The 14,905-nt window shown below is 68.2% G+C and carries 17 protein-coding genes and 2 tRNA genes; 12 read left to right on the forward strand and 7 right to left on the reverse strand.

The window, feature by feature from the left end:
• Window positions 1-112: 112 nt before the first annotated feature.
• Together FFI97_RS14065 and FFI97_RS14070 are read left to right on the forward strand one after the other, a co-directional pair.
• Window positions 113-766: an OmpW/AlkL family protein gene (locus tag FFI97_RS14065; protein WP_139701913.1), complete on the forward strand. Its 654-nt coding sequence runs from the start codon at window positions 113-115 to the stop codon at window positions 764-766.
• A 220-nt stretch (window positions 767-986) separates the two neighbouring features.
• On the forward strand, window positions 987-1,964 hold the full coding sequence (locus tag FFI97_RS14070; protein ID WP_095744259.1) for a GMP reductase: 978 nt from the start codon (window positions 987-989) through the stop codon (window positions 1,962-1,964).
• A 35-nt stretch (window positions 1,965-1,999) separates the two neighbouring features.
• On the opposite strand, the gene FFI97_RS14075 is transcribed toward FFI97_RS14070, so the two are convergent.
• Window positions 2,000-2,866: an alpha/beta hydrolase gene (locus FFI97_RS14075; RefSeq protein ID WP_139701914.1), complete on the reverse strand. Its 867-nt coding sequence runs from the start codon at window positions 2,864-2,866 to the stop codon at window positions 2,000-2,002.
• A gap of 88 nt (window positions 2,867-2,954) precedes the next feature.
• Here FFI97_RS14075 and FFI97_RS14080 point away from each other — a divergent pair.
• Window positions 2,955-3,030: transfer RNA gene (locus FFI97_RS14080), tRNA-Ala, on the forward strand.
• Window positions 3,031-3,110: 80 nt separating this feature from the next.
• Here the strand turns inward: FFI97_RS14080 and FFI97_RS14085 are convergent.
• The gene (locus tag FFI97_RS14085; protein WP_139701915.1) at window positions 3,111-3,818 is read right to left on the reverse strand and encodes an SDR family NAD(P)-dependent oxidoreductase; all 708 of its coding nucleotides are present in this window, start codon (window positions 3,816-3,818) and stop codon (window positions 3,111-3,113) included.
• 151 nt (window positions 3,819-3,969) lie between these two features.
• Here FFI97_RS14085 and FFI97_RS14090 point away from each other — a divergent pair.
• A tRNA-Lys gene (locus tag FFI97_RS14090) sits at window positions 3,970-4,045 on the forward strand.
• Window positions 4,046-4,169: 124 nt separating this feature from the next.
• Window positions 4,170-4,454 (forward strand): hypothetical protein, encoded by a 285-nt coding sequence (locus tag FFI97_RS14095; RefSeq protein WP_095946811.1) that lies wholly within the window; start codon window positions 4,170-4,172, stop codon window positions 4,452-4,454.
• Window positions 4,455-4,459: 5 nt separating this feature from the next.
• On the opposite strand, the gene FFI97_RS14100 is transcribed toward FFI97_RS14095, so the two are convergent.
• The gene (locus FFI97_RS14100; protein WP_139701916.1) at window positions 4,460-5,461 is read right to left on the reverse strand and encodes an alpha/beta hydrolase; all 1,002 of its coding nucleotides are present in this window, start codon (window positions 5,459-5,461) and stop codon (window positions 4,460-4,462) included.
• A 90-nt stretch (window positions 5,462-5,551) separates the two neighbouring features.
• On the opposite strand from FFI97_RS14100, the gene FFI97_RS14105 reads away from it, so the two are divergent.
• Window positions 5,552-6,604 carry a DUF2272 domain-containing protein gene (locus tag FFI97_RS14105; RefSeq protein ID WP_260684993.1) on the forward strand — a complete coding sequence of 351 codons (1,053 nt, stop codon included), beginning with the start codon at window positions 5,552-5,554 and terminating at the stop codon, window positions 6,602-6,604.
• A gap of 39 nt (window positions 6,605-6,643) precedes the next feature.
• On the opposite strand, the gene FFI97_RS14110 is transcribed toward FFI97_RS14105, so the two are convergent.
• The 4 genes from FFI97_RS14110 to FFI97_RS14125 form a co-directional block, all read right to left on the reverse strand.
• Window positions 6,644-6,868 (reverse strand): DUF3297 family protein, encoded by a 225-nt coding sequence (locus tag FFI97_RS14110; RefSeq protein WP_144004474.1) that lies wholly within the window; start codon window positions 6,866-6,868, stop codon window positions 6,644-6,646.
• Between the two features lie 94 nt (window positions 6,869-6,962).
• Entirely contained in the window at window positions 6,963-7,427 is a 465-nt protein-coding gene (locus tag FFI97_RS14115) for a ribonuclease HI family protein (RefSeq protein WP_139701917.1), read from the reverse strand.
• A gap of 37 nt (window positions 7,428-7,464) precedes the next feature.
• A complete protein-coding gene (locus FFI97_RS14120; protein ID WP_139701918.1) occupies window positions 7,465-7,935 on the reverse strand; it encodes a DUF4124 domain-containing protein in 471 nt (156 codons plus the stop codon).
• A 106-nt stretch (window positions 7,936-8,041) separates the two neighbouring features.
• A complete protein-coding gene (locus FFI97_RS14125; protein ID WP_139701919.1) occupies window positions 8,042-9,010 on the reverse strand; it encodes a LysR family transcriptional regulator in 969 nt (322 codons plus the stop codon).
• A 108-nt stretch (window positions 9,011-9,118) separates the two neighbouring features.
• Between FFI97_RS14125 and FFI97_RS14130 the strand changes: the two genes are divergently transcribed.
• The 6 genes from FFI97_RS14130 to FFI97_RS14155 all read left to right on the forward strand — a co-directional run bounded on the left by FFI97_RS14130 (window position 9,119) and on the right by FFI97_RS14155 (window position 14,902).
• Window positions 9,119-10,195 (forward strand): aromatic ring-hydroxylating dioxygenase subunit alpha, encoded by a 1,077-nt coding sequence (locus FFI97_RS14130; protein WP_139701920.1) that lies wholly within the window; start codon window positions 9,119-9,121, stop codon window positions 10,193-10,195.
• 3 nt (window positions 10,196-10,198) lie between these two features.
• Complete coding sequence (locus tag FFI97_RS14135) at window positions 10,199-11,149, forward strand: PDR/VanB family oxidoreductase (RefSeq protein ID WP_139701921.1); 951 nt, start codon at window positions 10,199-10,201, stop codon at window positions 11,147-11,149.
• Between the two features lie 61 nt (window positions 11,150-11,210).
• Complete coding sequence (locus FFI97_RS14140) at window positions 11,211-12,170, forward strand: Bug family tripartite tricarboxylate transporter substrate binding protein (RefSeq protein WP_260684994.1); 960 nt, start codon at window positions 11,211-11,213, stop codon at window positions 12,168-12,170.
• Window positions 12,171-12,351: 181 nt separating this feature from the next.
• Window positions 12,352-13,302 (forward strand): hypothetical protein, encoded by a 951-nt coding sequence (locus FFI97_RS14145; RefSeq protein ID WP_139701923.1) that lies wholly within the window; start codon window positions 12,352-12,354, stop codon window positions 13,300-13,302.
• A 74-nt stretch (window positions 13,303-13,376) separates the two neighbouring features.
• Window positions 13,377-13,871: a GFA family protein gene (locus FFI97_RS14150; protein ID WP_139701924.1), complete on the forward strand. Its 495-nt coding sequence runs from the start codon at window positions 13,377-13,379 to the stop codon at window positions 13,869-13,871.
• Window positions 13,868-14,902, forward strand: coding sequence for an NAD(P)/FAD-dependent oxidoreductase (locus FFI97_RS14155; RefSeq protein WP_139701925.1), 1,035 nt, complete (start codon window positions 13,868-13,870; stop codon window positions 14,900-14,902). Before FFI97_RS14150 ends, FFI97_RS14155 begins: the two co-directional genes overlap by 4 nt.
• The last annotated feature ends 3 nt before the right edge of the window (window positions 14,903-14,905 follow it).

Genomic DNA, 14,905 nt, shown 5'->3' on the forward strand with positions numbered 1-14,905 from the left:
CTGGCGTGCGCCGGCCCGCCGCGCTTGCGACAGATCAAGCGAGGCGGCCGTGCCGGGCGGGAGACTGCCTTCCAGTTGCCGGCCCTGCGCGCCGGCCGTCACTGGAGAACCCATGCCCAAAAAACTCGCCCCCGCCTGCATCGCCGCCCTGCTCGGCGCCATGGCCGCCCTGCCGGCCGCCGCGCAGGAAGCACAAGGCAACTGGCTGGTGCGCGCCCGCGCCGTGTACCTGAAGCCGGCGAACCACTCGGCGCCGGTGGCCGACCTGTCGATTCCGGCCGACGCCATCACGGTCAACAGCAAGACCATTCCCGAGCTCGACATCACCTACTTCTTCACGCCGAACATCGCCGCCGAACTGGTGCTGACGGTGCCGCAGAAACAGACGGTCACCGTGCAGCAAAGTGCGTTGGGGGGCCCTGTGGACATCGGCACCTTCAAGCACCTGCCGCCCTCGCTGATGCTGCAATACCACTTCATGCCGACCGCGAAGATCCGGCCCTACATCGGCGCGGGCCTGAACTACACACGGCTGAGCAGCGTCAACCTGCAGGTGCCGACGGTGGGCCGCCTTCAGCTGCAGAACGAAAGCTTCGGCCTCGCGCTGGGCGCCGGCGTCGACATCGAGGTGGCGAAGAACACCTACCTCAACCTCGACGTGAAGAAGCTGCGCATCCGCAGCGCCGTGAACATGAATGGCGTGCAGCTTTCGACCGTGAAGGTCGACCCGTGGCTGTTCGGCGTAGGCATCGGCTACCGGTTCTGAGGAAGAGCCGCACCATGGTCGTCGGGTATACGCAGCAACCCATAGGGTCAATACGCTCCGGCGACTTGCGCATCATCGCCATGGCCGTAAAATCAATCACCGGGCCCAAGTTTCTTGCGTCCGGTTTTTTTTGGCCGTCATTTTCATGACGCGACCACGAGAACCGGCCGGACCAAGCGCTCATTCGTTCCACTCAACGATTCCTTTCAGGAGCCTGGTCATGCAAATCTTCGATTACGACAACATCCTTCTGCTGCCGCGCAAATGCCGCGTGGAAAGCCGCTCGGAATGCGACGCCAGCGTCACGCTGGGCGAGCGCACCTTCCGCCTGCCGGTGGTGCCTGCCAACATGAAAACGGTGGTCGACGAGTCGATCTGCCTGTGGCTCGCGCAGAACGGCTATTTCTACGTGATGCACCGCTTCGACCTGGACAACATCCAGTTCGTGAAAGACATGCAGGGCAAGGGCGTGTTCGCCTCGATCTCGCTGGGCGTGAAGAAGCCCGACTACGACACCGTCGACCAGATGGTGGCCCAAGGCCTCGTGCCCGAATACATCACGATCGACATCGCGCACGGCCATGCCGACAGCGTGAAGAACATGATCGGCTACCTCAAGGCCAAGCTGCCGAAGTCGTTCGTGATCGCCGGCAACGTCGGCACGCCCGAAGCCGTGATCGACCTGGAGAACTGGGGCGCCGACGCGACCAAGGTCGGCATCGGCCCAGGCAAGGTCTGCATCACCAAGCTCAAGACCGGCTTCGGCACGGGCGGCTGGCAGCTGTCGGCGCTCAAGTGGTGCGCGCGCGTGGCCACCAAGCCGATCATTGCCGACGGCGGCATCCGCGACCACGGCGACATCGCCAAGAGCATCCGCTTCGGCGCGTCGATGGTCATGATCGGCTCGCTGTTCGCGGGCCACGAAGAGTCGCCGGGCAAGACGGTCGACGTCGACGGCACGCTCTTCAAGGAGTACTACGGCTCGGCCAGCGACTTCAACAAGGGCGAGTACAAGCACGTCGAAGGCAAGCGCATCCTCGAGCCCATCAAGGGCAAGCTGGCCGACACGCTGGTCGAGATGGAGCAGGACGTGCAAAGCTCGATCAGCTACGCGGGCGGCCGCACGCTGATGGACATCCGCAAGGTCAACTACGTCACGCTGGGCGGCGACAACGCCGGCGAACACCTGCTGATGTGAGCGCGACGGGCGGCCCTCCGCCCGTCTCTTTTCTTTCAGGCCTCGAGCAGTTGCACCGCGTAGCGGTGCAGCGCGTGCGCCGGATCGGCCAGCGCATCGACCACGCCGAAGTGGTCGAGCCCCGGCAGCACCTCGCACACCGGCACGGTGTGGCGGCCCCAGGCCTCGCGGATCATCGCGTTGTGGCGCAGGAATTCAGCGCTCTCGTTGCCCCCCACCGCCGCATAGAGCTGGCCGCGCGCCGGCGCAGGCCACAGCGCCGGGCTCGCACGCCGCGCGTCGGCATCGGTGAGCTTCAGCGTGTGCTCGAGGAAGGGCGTGCGCTGCAACGGCCGCAGGTCGAACAGGCCCGAGACCGACAGCGCATTGCGCACCAGCTGCGCGGGCAGATCGGGCGCCACCGCCTTCCAGTCGCAGGCCAGCAACGCCGCCGCCATGTGGCCGCCTGCCGAATGCCCCGCGACGGTGATGCGCGAAGGGTCCCCGCCATGCGCCGCCACGTGGCGCCACGTCCATTCGAGCGCCCGCACCATCTGCAAGAGGATGCCCGGCACCGTCACCGGCTGGTCGACCGGACCCGGGCACAGCGCGTAGTTGGGCTGCACCACGCAGATGCCGCGGTCGTGGAAGGCGGGGCTGATGAACGAATGGTCCTTCTTGTCCATGGCGCGCCAGTAGCCGCCGTGGATGAAGACCAGCACCGGCGCATCGGGCACGGGCGCCGGAAAGATATCGAGCGTTTCGTTCGGTCCGGTGCCGTAGGGAACATCGATGCGGCACGGCAGCGTGTCGCGCGCCGCGGCGGAATCGCGCCCCCAGCGCGCGAAGTAGGCGGGGTGGTCCTTCACCCGCGCCAGGTTGTTGTACATGCCTTCCAGCCAGGCGGGGTCGTGCGCTTCCATGCGGTGCTTGCTCCTTGTTTTTCCGGGGCGCATCTTGGCACGGCCGCGTGCATGGAAATGCGCGGCTGGATAAAATGTGGGCTGTGTTGGGGGGGTAGCTCAGCTGGGAGAGCGCCGCGTTCGCAATGCGGAGGTCGGGAGTTCGATCCTCCTCCTCTCCACCAACCGACCCAGCAAAAAGGCCTTGGCAATCGCCAAGGCCTTTTTCATTTGCAGCTGTGCGCTGCCGCCGGGAAATGCCAGATCAGGCGTCGAGCGTCAGGTGCTGGCCGTGCAATGCCGCGGCGCCCGGCGATGCCAGGAAGCCGATGGTCTGCGCCGCGACCGAGGTCGACACCCACTCGGCCGGGTTCGCGTCGGGCATCGCCTGGCGGTTGGCCGGCGTGTCGAGCACGCTGGGCGCCACGCTGTTGATGTTCACGCCGTGCGGCGCGGCCTCGGCCGCCATCGATTCCACGAGCCGCTGCAGCGCGCTCTTCGATGCGATGTACGCCGCCATCGCCGGCAGGCCACGCGCCGCCACCTTGGCCGTCACCGCGACGATGCGGCCCGCGCGGCGCACGATCATCGAGGGCAGCACGGCCTGCGTCACGGCCACGAACGACCAAGCGTTGAGATTCATCATCCGGTCCCAGCTCGCACGCGTGAGTGCGTGCGTCGCCTCGCCCATCTCGAAGCCGCCGGCGATGTGCACCAGCGCGTCGACGCGGCCGAAGGCCTGCAGCACCTGGCCGGTGAGCGCCGCCATGTCGGGCGCCGAGGTCACGTCGCCGGCCAGCAGCAGGTGCTGCGAGTTGTCCAGGCCCGGAAAGACTTCGGCCAGGCGACCGGCGTGGTGATCGACCAGCGCGAGCCGCGCGCCCTGGTCAAGAAAGTGCTGGGCCACGGCCCGGCCCAGCGCGCCCGCGGCGCCGGTGATCAGGACATGGGGGGTGTTGCTTGCATCGCTCATCGAAATTTCTCCTCTGACAGGGATGGGGTCGGGCCCCGAAGGTCGCGCATCCTAACGCTCTCGTACAAATGTGCAGAAATTTTTTGAAGTCCCAAAAAGATTGGTATATACTCGTGGTCTTGCCAGAAAACACTAACGGTTTTCAAAGCAAGGGCTCTTAGCTCAGTTGGTAGAGCAGCGGACTCTTAATCCGTAGGTCGAGTGTTCGAGTCACTCAGGGCCCACCAACCAACATCGCGGCAACGCTGGAAAGCCTGCTACCCACAAGGTAGCAGGCTTTTTTCATGGTGCGTTAACTTGTACGTTTGATCGCGCCGACGCGAACCTTCGCAAGCCCCTCCCCGACATCCCGTGAAGAAATCCAAACCCGCGCCATCGCCGAAATCCTTCGACCTCAAGCAGCACTGGCATTGGGGCCGCGGCATGCGCCAGTTGCGCATCGCCGACTTCCTGAAGGACGGCCGCCTGCTGGTCCCCGGCGACCTCACGGGCGAAGGCCCGGCCACCGACGACGGCACCGGCGCGCTGCGCACCGTGGGCGGCGTCCAGGTCGGCAGCGCCGACTACGCCACCGGCCTGATGTGGGTCGGCCGCAAGCTGCGCGAAGGCGACCTGCCGAGCAAGCCCCAGGGCTGACCTAGCTACGGCGCCGTGACGCGCCGCAAGAACTGCAGCGAGCGCTCCAGCGCCAGCCGCCCCGGCGCATCGTCGAGGTTGAACTGGTACTCGTGCGGCAGCGCAGGCGTCTGGTCGGCGGGGAAGAACAGGCTGTCGACCTGCACGCCCTTCGCCGCCAATGTTTCGGCCATCGACCGCGACTGCCCTTCGAGCGGATCGCCGTTGCCCGCGGTGATGAACGACGGCGGAAAGGCCCCGGTCACATAGCGGCGCACCGACGCAGTCTCGAAGGCCGGCGCGTTCTGGAAATCCTTGCTGCCGCTGTACGACCAGAACACGGTCCGCAGGAAGCCGCCGAAGGCACCGTCGAGTTTGGCCTGCGCCGCGTCGTAGGCCCCGCAGTGCAGCAGCAAACCACGCAGCTGCTCGCGCGCGATGACGGGCGTGAGACCGACGGCCTTCGCGTAGCCCGGCACGGCCACGGCGTTCGCAACCTGCGCGACGATGTGCGCGCCCGCCGAGTCGCCGGCCAGCACGAGCCGCGCGGGGTCCACGCCCAGCCGCGCCGCCTCGCGCACCAGATAACCCAGCGCCGTGTTCACCTGCCGCACCGGCACCGGATAACCCTGACCCGGCGCGATCGAATAGCCGACGGCCACCACGGTGAAGCCCTGCCCCGCCAGCACGCGCGCGTAGTTCGCCACGTCGCGCCGGTGGCCCGAGACCCAAGCGCCGCCGTGCACCCACACGATGGTGGGCAAGGGCTGGGCGCCCGCCGAGGCCGGGCGGAACACGTCGAGGTAGGCATCCGGGTCGGCCTCGTCGTAGTGCTGGTCGAGCACCGCCGCGATGCCGAGCGGCACGTGCTTCTGCAGCGACTGCGACGCGGCGTCCGAGCCCTTGCCGAAGGCGTAGCGGATCATCAGCACCGAGGGCCACGGGCTCCACTGGAACGCGGCATAGCCCACGATCGCGAGGCCGGCGATGACGCCGAGGATCCGCAGCAGGATGGTCTTGAGCTTCACGGTGGAGCGCCTGCACCGGACGGCCCGGCGCTTCAGGGAGCGCCCTGCATTCTGCTTGCCACGGGCAGTGCCCCGCTATGCTCGCCTCACATGCCGCCACCGCCCGTCATCGCGCCCTCCTCCGCGCTCACACAACCGCTGCGCCACGCCGCGCGCACGCTGTGCGCAGCCCTGGTGTTCGCGGCGGCGCCCACCTTCGCATCGGCCGCGTCCGGCTGCCTTGCCACGGCCTCCTACATTCCGCCACCGCCGCGCGCCCTCGCGATGGCGGCGTTGGCGCGCCAGGAGCACGTTGCCTTCGGCAGCCAGACCATGGACGCCGAAGGCCGACTCACCGAGTCTGGCTATTCGGAAGCAGAAGACACGCGCTATCCGATCGACGCGCTGCCCGCATGGCAACGCGTGCTGCGCTACTGGCGCGCGGTCGATCCGTCGAGTGAGCGGTTGCCTTCTCTCGTTCGCTTCGGTGCCCCGCAGGCGGCCGACCGCACGCGGTTGACCGACGCGCTGAACCAGGCGAGCGCCGCGCGCCTGCAAGGCCTGGGCGTCGGCCCCGGCCAGGGGCTGGACGCACCGGACCAGCGCGCCATCGAGGTGGCCCTGCAGCGCGTCGCGGTGATCGACACGCCCTGGTCCGCCGCGTTCATCAGCTGGGTGGCGCGCGAGGCCGGGCTCGGCGCCGACGAGTTCGTCTTTTCCGAGGCCCACGTCGACTACGCCGGCGCCGCGTGGCAGGCCGGCATCGACGAGGCGGCGGGCCGCCCGACACCGCAAGCCTTGCGCGCCTGCGACCTGATGCGCACACCGCCGCGCCCGGGCGACCTGGTCTGCCATGCACGCGGCCTGCGCGGTGCCGCGCTCGACGGCTTCGGCAAGATCGGCGAGTGGCTCGCCGGGCGCCCCACGGGCGGCGCGCCGCTGCCGATGCACTGCGATGTGGTGGCGGACGTGGACGGGGCGGGCTTCGATGCCGTGGGTGGCAACGTGCTGCAGTCGGTCACCTTGCGGCGCCTGGCCTTTGCGCCCGGCACGCGGCTGCTGGACCCGAGCTACCTGCCCGAAGGCTGCGCGGCGGGCGGCAGCGCCTGCATCGATCGCCACATGAGCCGGCAGCCGTGGTCGCTGCTGCTGCAGTGGCGCTGAAAGAAAAACAGGAACGGTGGGGGCTTGCGCCCCGGTCCGTCAGTCGCGGTAGTACACCTCGACAGCGCCCTTGAGCTTGATCAGCAGCGGATAGCCCTTGCGGTCCAGCGTGCGGCCGGCGGGCACCTTGATCCAGCCTTCGCTGATGCAGTACTCCTCGACGTCCAGGCGGTCCTTGCCGTTGAAGCGGATGCCGATCGGGTGCTCGAACACGGCGGGAATGTGGTGCGGGCTGCGCGGATCGGTCGAGAGGTGGTCGGGCAGCGTGGGCTTGAGGTGGCTTCTTCGGTCATGGGGAAACGGGTGTCTGAATCGACCCGAATGATAGAACCTGCCGCATGCCCCTTCGCGGGCGCCGCTAGCGCCGCTTCTTCCAGGCCTTGGGCGGCGGCTTCGGCCCAAAGCCCAGCGCGGCCCGCGCGAGCGCGTCGGCCTCGCCGTTGCGGTGGCGCGGAATCCATTGCACGCGCGCCTCGTCGAAGCCCTGCAGCAGCGTGCGCGCCTCCTCGAACAGCGGCGCCATACGCACGATCGGTCGCACGTCGGCAGCGCCGCTCAGCTGTTCGACCAGCGTGCTGTTGTCGCTGAAGGCCTGCACCGCCGTGGCGCCGCGCGCCTGCAGTTCGCGCAGCGCGAGCGTGAGCGCCCGCAGCTCGGCCTCGTTGTTGCAGCCCGTGGTGTGCGTGGCCTGCGAGAAGGTGTGGCGGGTGCCGTCAGGCTGCGTGATGACGACGCCGACGCCCATGCGCCCGGGGTTCGGCATGGCGCTGCCGTCGCAATGGACGACCCACGGGGGAAGGCGCTCGGGCGCGGCAACGGTCATGAAGAAGCAGGAAGCAGAGGAAAGAGGACGAACGCGCTCAGCAGTTGCTGCGCTTGATGCCCGCGAGATTGCACGGCCGCTGGCCGGGTGGCGGCCCCGGATCGCGCGGCGGACGCGGCGGCCGGGGGTGATACCCCGGTCGCGGCGGGCCGTAGTACGGATCGCCGCCCCAGATGTAGGTCGGCCCCGGGTCGGCCGCGGGCGCCTCGCCCACCGGGTAGCGCGGAATGATGGCCGGCCCCGAGGGCACGGGCTGCGGCGGTGGCGCGGACGGTGCCGCGTAGTCCGGCCGGCGCGGCTCGGCTTCCTCGTTGGAGGCGCGCGGTGGTGCAGGCGGCGGCTCGTCGATGCGCAGCTGCCGCGATTGCCTGGTGCCCGGCGGGCAGGCGCCGTCGGTGTAGACGATGCGGCCGTCGGCGTCGGTGCAACGCACCACCTCCGCTTGCGCGGCCGGGGCGGCCACGACAAGCCAGAGCAGCGAAACGAAGAGGAAGGTGGGCGAGCGCATGGAGACGCCCTTTGTAACAGTGCGCGGCCGCTCGAACAAGCGTGCACGCAGAAACGGGTGGGGGATGAGGTTCGCAGCAGAGGCAAAGTCGATGCCGGCTGGCGCGTCAACGCGACTTGGCTCGCGCCCCTTTCCTGGCCGGAGGACTGGCCTGCGTGGTGATGCGCGGGTAGTGCTCGAAGGTATGTTTCATCACGTCGCGCAGCCAGACCACGGCAGGGTCGTGGTGAAAGCGCGGATGCCAGTGCTGGTTGAGTTGAAACTGGGGCACGGGCACCGGCGGCTCGAACATGCGCACCGTGCCCATGCGGGCGAAGACCTCCGCCAGTTCGCGCGGCACCGTCGCGAGCAGATCGGCGTGCCGGTCCATCAGGAGCGGAACCATCAGGAAGTGGGGCGTCATCACGGCCACGGTGCGGCGGATGCCCTGGTCTTCCAGCACCTTGTCATAGCTCTCCGCCGAGTGGCCGGTGAGCGAGACCACGATGTGCCGCATCGCCTCGAAGCGCTCGCGCGTGAGGGTGGCGCCGATGTCCTTGTTCCGCGCGCTGGCGATGGTCACGAAGGAGTGCAGGAACAGGCGCTGATGAAACAGCCCCTCGGGCGCCGCACGGATGGACCCCACCGCCAGGTCGGCCTCGCCTGACGCAAGCAGTCCTTCGACCTGCTCGAGCGGCACCTGCAGCGTGCGCAGCGAACAACCGGGCGCCTCCTTCTTGAAGCGCTCGAGCAGTGGGGGCAGGAACACCAGTTCGCCCATGTCGGTCATGCACAGGGTGAAGGTGCGTCGCGCCAGTGCGGGCTCGAACCGGGCGCCCGCCAGGATCTGCTGGCGCACGGTGGTCATCACCTCCACCACCGCGGCGCGCATGCCCTCGGCCTTGCGCGTGGGCTCCATGCGGCTGCCGACCTTGACGAACAAGGGGTCGTCGAAGAAAGCACGCAGCCGGTTGAGCGCATGGCTCATCGCGCTCTGCGTCAGCCCGAGGCCCTGCGCGGCCTTCGTGACACTGGCCTCGCGAAACATCGCGTCGAAGACCGCCAGCAAATTCAGGTCGAGGTTTTCCGCATGCATGCCGCGCATTCTAGGAATGACTGAAATGACATTGATACATGGGAACCCTCGCCCTACGCTCTGCCCATGCCGTGACCCGAACGCGGCGAACAACAAAGGAGACGCCCCATGTTCATCAAAAACACCTGGTACGTGGCTGCCTGGGACAACGAGCTCACGCCGCAGGGCCTGTTCGCCCGCACCATCATCGGCGTGCCCGTTCTCATGTACCGCAAGGACGACAGCGAGATCGTCGCCATGGAAGACCGCTGCTGCCACCGCGGCGCGCCCCTGTCGGTGGGACGGCGGGAAGGCGACTGCGTGCGCTGCATGTACCACGGCCTGAAGTTCGACGCCTCGGGCCAGTGCATCGAGGCGCCGGCCCAGAAGCGCATTCCCATCCAGGCCAGGGTGCGCACCTTCCCGGTGGTGCAACGCCACCGCTGGGTCTGGATCTGGATGGGCGCCCCCGACAAGGCCGACCCGGCGCTGATCCCCGACACGCCCTGGCTGGACGACCCGCACTGGCGCAGCCTGGACGGCTACATCCACTACGACGTCAACTACCTGCTGATCTGCGACAACCTGCTGGACTTTTCCCACCTGCCCTTCGTGCACCCGACCACGCTGGGAGGCAGTGCGGACTACGCCGCCGCCCAGCCCAAGGTCGAACGCATCGACAACGGCGTGCGCATCACCCGGTGGGCCCTCGACACCGAGCCGCCGCCGTTCGCCCAGGCGGTGAAGGACTGGGGCAGCAGGGTCGATCGATGGAACATCTACAACTTCACCATCCCGGCCATCCTGCTGATGGACTCCGGCATGGCGCCCACCGGCCAGGGCGCTGCCGAAGGCAACCGCGAAGGTGCGATCGAATTTCGCGGCTGCCAGGCCATCACGCCCGAGACGGAAAACTCCACCCACTACTTCTTCGCGCATCCCCACAACTTCGCCATCGACCAACCCGAAGTCACGCACTCGATCCACCAGGCCGTGGTGGATGCCTTCGACGAAGACCGCGACATCATCACCGCGCAGCAAAGGAGCCTGGCGCTGGCGCCCGACTTCAAGATGATGGCCTTCGGCATCGACGCCGCGCTGAACCAGTTCCGCTGGATGGTCTCGCGCCGGCTGGAAGAAGAAGCGCTCGAGGAAGCCGCGGCCCGCCCTGCCGCCACAGCAGCGCCCGAACCCGTCAAGGCCTGAGCCATGAAGCTCCTCGTCACCCGCCTCACGCAAGAGGCGCAGGATGTGCTCGGCTTGGAATTGCGTGCGCAGGACGGCGCCGCGCTGCCGCCCTTCACCTCGGGCGCCCATGTGGACCTGCTGCTGCCCGGCGACATCCGCCGCCAGTACTCGCTGGCCAACTCGCCGCTGGAGCGCCACCGCTACGTGCTCGGTGTGGGCCTGGCGCCAGCCTCGCGCGGCGGCTCGGCCTTCGTTCACCAGCGCCTTGTCGTGGGCGATGTGCTCGAGGTGGGCGCACCGCGCGCCCTGTTCGGCATCGACCCGGCCGCCACCGAGCACGTGTTCGTGGCCGGGGGCATCGGCATCACGCCCATCCTGAGCATGATCCTCTGGTGCGAGGCCCACGCCAGGCCCTGGAAGCTGCTGTACTGCGTGCGCACGCGAGCCCGTGCCGCCTATGCGTGGACATTGGCGCGCCACCATGACCGCGTGCAGCTGCACGTGGACCAGGAAGCGGCGGGCACGCCACCCGACCTGGCGGGCTGGCTGGCCGGTGCGGCCCCAGGCGCCCACCTCTACTGCTGCGGCCCCGAAGGGCTGATGAACGCGGTCGGCGCGGCCGCAGGCGTTGTCGGCATCGGCAAGGCGGCCACCCATTTCGAACGCTTCGCACCGCCGGAACCCGCCACGCCCGCAGCGTCGGCCGGCACCTTCACCGTGGTGCTGCATCGCAGCGGCCAGAGGATCGAGGTCGCACCGCGGCAGAGCCTGCTCGATGCACTGGAAGGCGCCAACGTCAGCATTCCCTTCTCGTGCCGCGAAGGCATGTGCCGCAGTTGCGAGGTCCCGCTGCTCGAGGGCAAGGCGGATCACCGCGACTTCGTGCTCAGCGACGAGGAGCGCGACAGCCACACCTGCATCTTGCCCTGCGTGTCTCGCGCGCGCAGCGCCGTCCTCGTCCTCGATCTCTGACGCCCCCCAACAACAAGCAGACAACCCAACCCCACCACTGGAGACAACCATGTTCAGAAAAATGACTGCCGCATGCGCAGCGATCACGCTGGCGCTGCCCATCGCCGCGCAGGAGAGCTACCCCTCGCGGCCGATCCGCCTCGTCGTGCCCTACGCCGCCGGCGGCGCGACCGACTTCGTGGCACGCACCCTGGGCGATCGCCTGTCGAAATCGATGGGGCAGCCGGTGGTGGTCGACAACAAGGCGGGCGCGGCAGGCGCCATCGGCGCCGGCGAAGTCGGCCGCGCCAAGCCCGACGGCTACACGCTGCTGATGACCATCACCGATTCGCAGATCAACAACACGGCGCTGTTCAAGACCCTGGCGTACGACCCGCAGAAGGACTTCGTCGGCGTCACGCAGGTGGTGCGCAGCCCGGCGCTGATTTCCACGCACCCCGGCACCGGCATCAAGAGCATCGAAGACCTGAAGGCCAAGGTGGCCAAGGGCGGCGCGAAGCTGAGTTACGGGTCCTGGGGCGTCGGCGGACTGGGCCATCTGGCCGGCGAGAGCCTCAACCGCGGCCTGAATGCAGGCATGGTGCATGTGCCGCAGCGCGGTGAGGGTCCCGTGGTGACCGACCTGCTGTCGGGCACCATCGACGTCGGCCTGTCGTCGGTGCCCAGCGCGATGCAGCATGTGCCGACGGGCAAGGTCGTGCCGCTGGCCGTGCTGGGACGACAGCGCTCCACCACGCTCCCGCAGGTTCCGACCATGAACGAACTGGGCTTCAAGGACCCGCTCTACGACACCAACGTCTGGATCGGGCTGCTGGCACCGGCGAAGACGCCACAGCCCATCGTCGACAAGCTGGCCCGTGAAGTGCGCGCCATCGTCGGCTCGCCCGACGTCAGCCAGCTGTTCGTGGGCCGGGGCTTCGAGGTGATGAACAGCACGCCCGAGCAGTTCGCGGTGTCGTACAAGGAGGAGTTCAACGTGATCACCAGGCGGATGCGCGAGCTGGGCGTCGAGGCGCAATGAGGCAGGCGACCACCCGGACCGTCATGCAAGGACGACCGATGCATCTTCCGTGCGCCGACCGCCAGTGACCGTGTGGCCGGCCGCATCAGGCGTTCCCTAGGCGACAGGCGCGGCGCGGAGACTTTGCCATCATCGCGAACTCGACTGGCGCCCGCCGCCGGCTACACGGAGCCCTTCCCCCATGACCTCGCCTTTCACCACCACCGCCCTGGGCCTGTGCGGCCCGCTGCGCCAGCCGCGCCAGATGCTGGCCGACCAGACCTACGACGACCACAAGTCGATCCACGACGACGCGACGGCGGAAACGCTGGGCCTGCGCGCCGGGCCGATCGAAGGGCCGACGCACTTCAGCCAGTTCGACCCCTTGCTGTTCCATGTGTTCGGACAGGCCTGGTTCGAGACCGGCTGCATCAGTGCCCACTATCAGAACATGGTGGTCGAGGGCGAGTCGGTGCGCGCCTTTGTCGACCTGCCCGCGCCTGGCGCCACCTTCGTGCGCCTGCGCGCCGAGAAGGCCGACGGCACGCCGGTGCTGACCGGCACTGCGTCGGTGGGCGATGCCGCTCAACACCCGCACGAGCTGCCGCAGCGCATCGCCAAGCTGCGCCCGCCGCAGGGCCTGGTCATCAACCGCGACCTGCGCGTGGGCCAGCGCGGCGCGGTCGTCGAGAAGATCCGCATGGGCTTCGACCAGCACATGGGCGACCACTACCCCTTCACGCTCGCCGACAAGCTCAAGGTCATCACCGAGCCCTGCGACTGGTACACGGCCGAAGGCGGCAAACGCTCGCCGTGGGGGCGGGCCATCATCCCGACCGAGATGATCAGCGTGCTGCTCGGCTCCACCAGCGCCGAGGCCCAACTGAGTGGCCGCAAGCCGGCCGTGGGCCTGTTCGCCGGACAGGAAATCCGCCTCATCAAGGGCCCGCTCTTCGTCGACCAGGACTACGAACTGGAGCGCGAGATCATCGCGCTGAGCGAAAGCGCGCGCACCGAGTCCGTGTGGGTGCGCACCCAGGTCTACGAGATGCCCTCGCGCACGCTGGTGGCCGAGATGATCCTCAATGGCGCGACGATGAAGGCGTCGTACCCGAACTACGAAGCCGAGGCCAAGGAGCTGGGGCTGGCCTGAGCGCGCGGTTCGCGCAGCTGCATCGAACGCCGTCGGTCGAGGGGGCAGAATCCCCTCTTTTTTCCGGGTGCCGTATGCCAGCTGTACTTGAAGGGGGTTGCCTCTGCGGCAAGGTCCGATTCAGCACGAGCCAGCCGCCGCTGCGCACGTTCGCGTGCCATTGCACGTTCTGCCAGCGCATGACCGGCACGTCGTTCTACGCCGAGTCGCTCTTTCCGATGGACGCCGTGCAGTTCAACGAAGGCGAACTGCGGCAGTACGCGCACCGATCGGACGGCAGCCACAAGCAGGTCTTCGTTCATTTCTGCCCCTCGTGCGGCACGACGATGGGCCTGACCTTCGAGCGTTGGCCCGATGTGCGCGCCATCTCGCGCGGTTGCTATGACGACCCCAATGCCGTTGAACTCACGAGCCACATCTGGACCCGCTCCGCCCAAAGCGGCGTGACCTTGCCGGCCGACGTGGATTGCTTTGCCGGGGCACGGGCCACGCTCGATGGCCAGCCGGAAGTGGCCTCGCGGCATGAAGCGCCTGTGCTGGCCCGGCAACCAGGCACCCCTGCTTCGTGAAACGCAGAGCCCAGGTCATTGTGGTCGGCGGCGGCCTCATGGGGGCGTCGGCCGCGTGGCATCTGACCAAGGCGGGTGCCGCGGTCACGTTGGTTGAACGCGCCCCTGACGATCTCTTCTCTGCGACCGCGTCGTCTTTCGGATGGGTCGGTGCCAGCGCGAGCACGCCTTCCGACAACCCGGAAGCCTTCGCCCAGAGACTGAAGGCGCTGGAAGAGTTTTCCCGGCTCGAGCGCGAACTCGGCCCGTTGCCGATCGCAGCGCGCGGCGCGCTTCTCTGGTGGTCTTCGGAAGACGAAACGGCCGCCATGATTGCGGAGCATCAGGCCGCCGACACACGGATGGAGCGACTCTCCCGCTCCCAGGTCGCCGAAAAGGAACCGATGCTGGCAGACCCACCGCCGCTCGCGGCCTGGGCGCCCGACGACTTCGCATTGGAGCCGGCCGCCCTTGCACGCCAGCTGCTGGCAGCGGCGCAAGCCGCCGGGGCCCGTATCCGCCAGGGCACGGTGGAAGCGATCGAAACCGTGGGCCATCGGGTCACCGGTGTCGTGATCGACGGGCACTCACTTCCTGCAGACATCGTGGTGCTCGCCAACGGCCATGGCGCGCGCACGCTGGCCTCGACGGTCGGCGTCGACCTGCCGGTCCATGCGTCGCCCGCGGTGCTGATTCGGTTCGATGCGCAGGCGCACGGCATGCGTCACCTGGTTTGCGCGCAAGACCTGGAGCTGCGCCCCGCCTTGGGCGGCGGCCTCGTGTCTGCAGCCGACTGCCCGGACGACGGCGAGCGCGGCATGCCTGCCCTTGCCGCGCGAACCGGCGACGCCATTGCGCAGCTGCTCGGGATCGCGGCGGCACCACCGCTGCTTTCCATCCACGCCGCGCAGCGCCCCATGACAAACGACGGCAAGCCGCTTTGCGGCCCTGTGGGAACGATCGAAGGCTTGCATGCCGTGGTCGCGCACCCTGGCGTGATCCTCGCCCCTCTTCTGGGTCGACGTTGCGCCGAAGCAGTTCTAGGTTCTTGACGG

This window comes from Variovorax sp. KBS0712, assembly GCF_006323185.2.
GTDB lineage: Bacteria > Pseudomonadota > Gammaproteobacteria > Burkholderiales > Burkholderiaceae_C > Variovorax > Variovorax boronicumulans.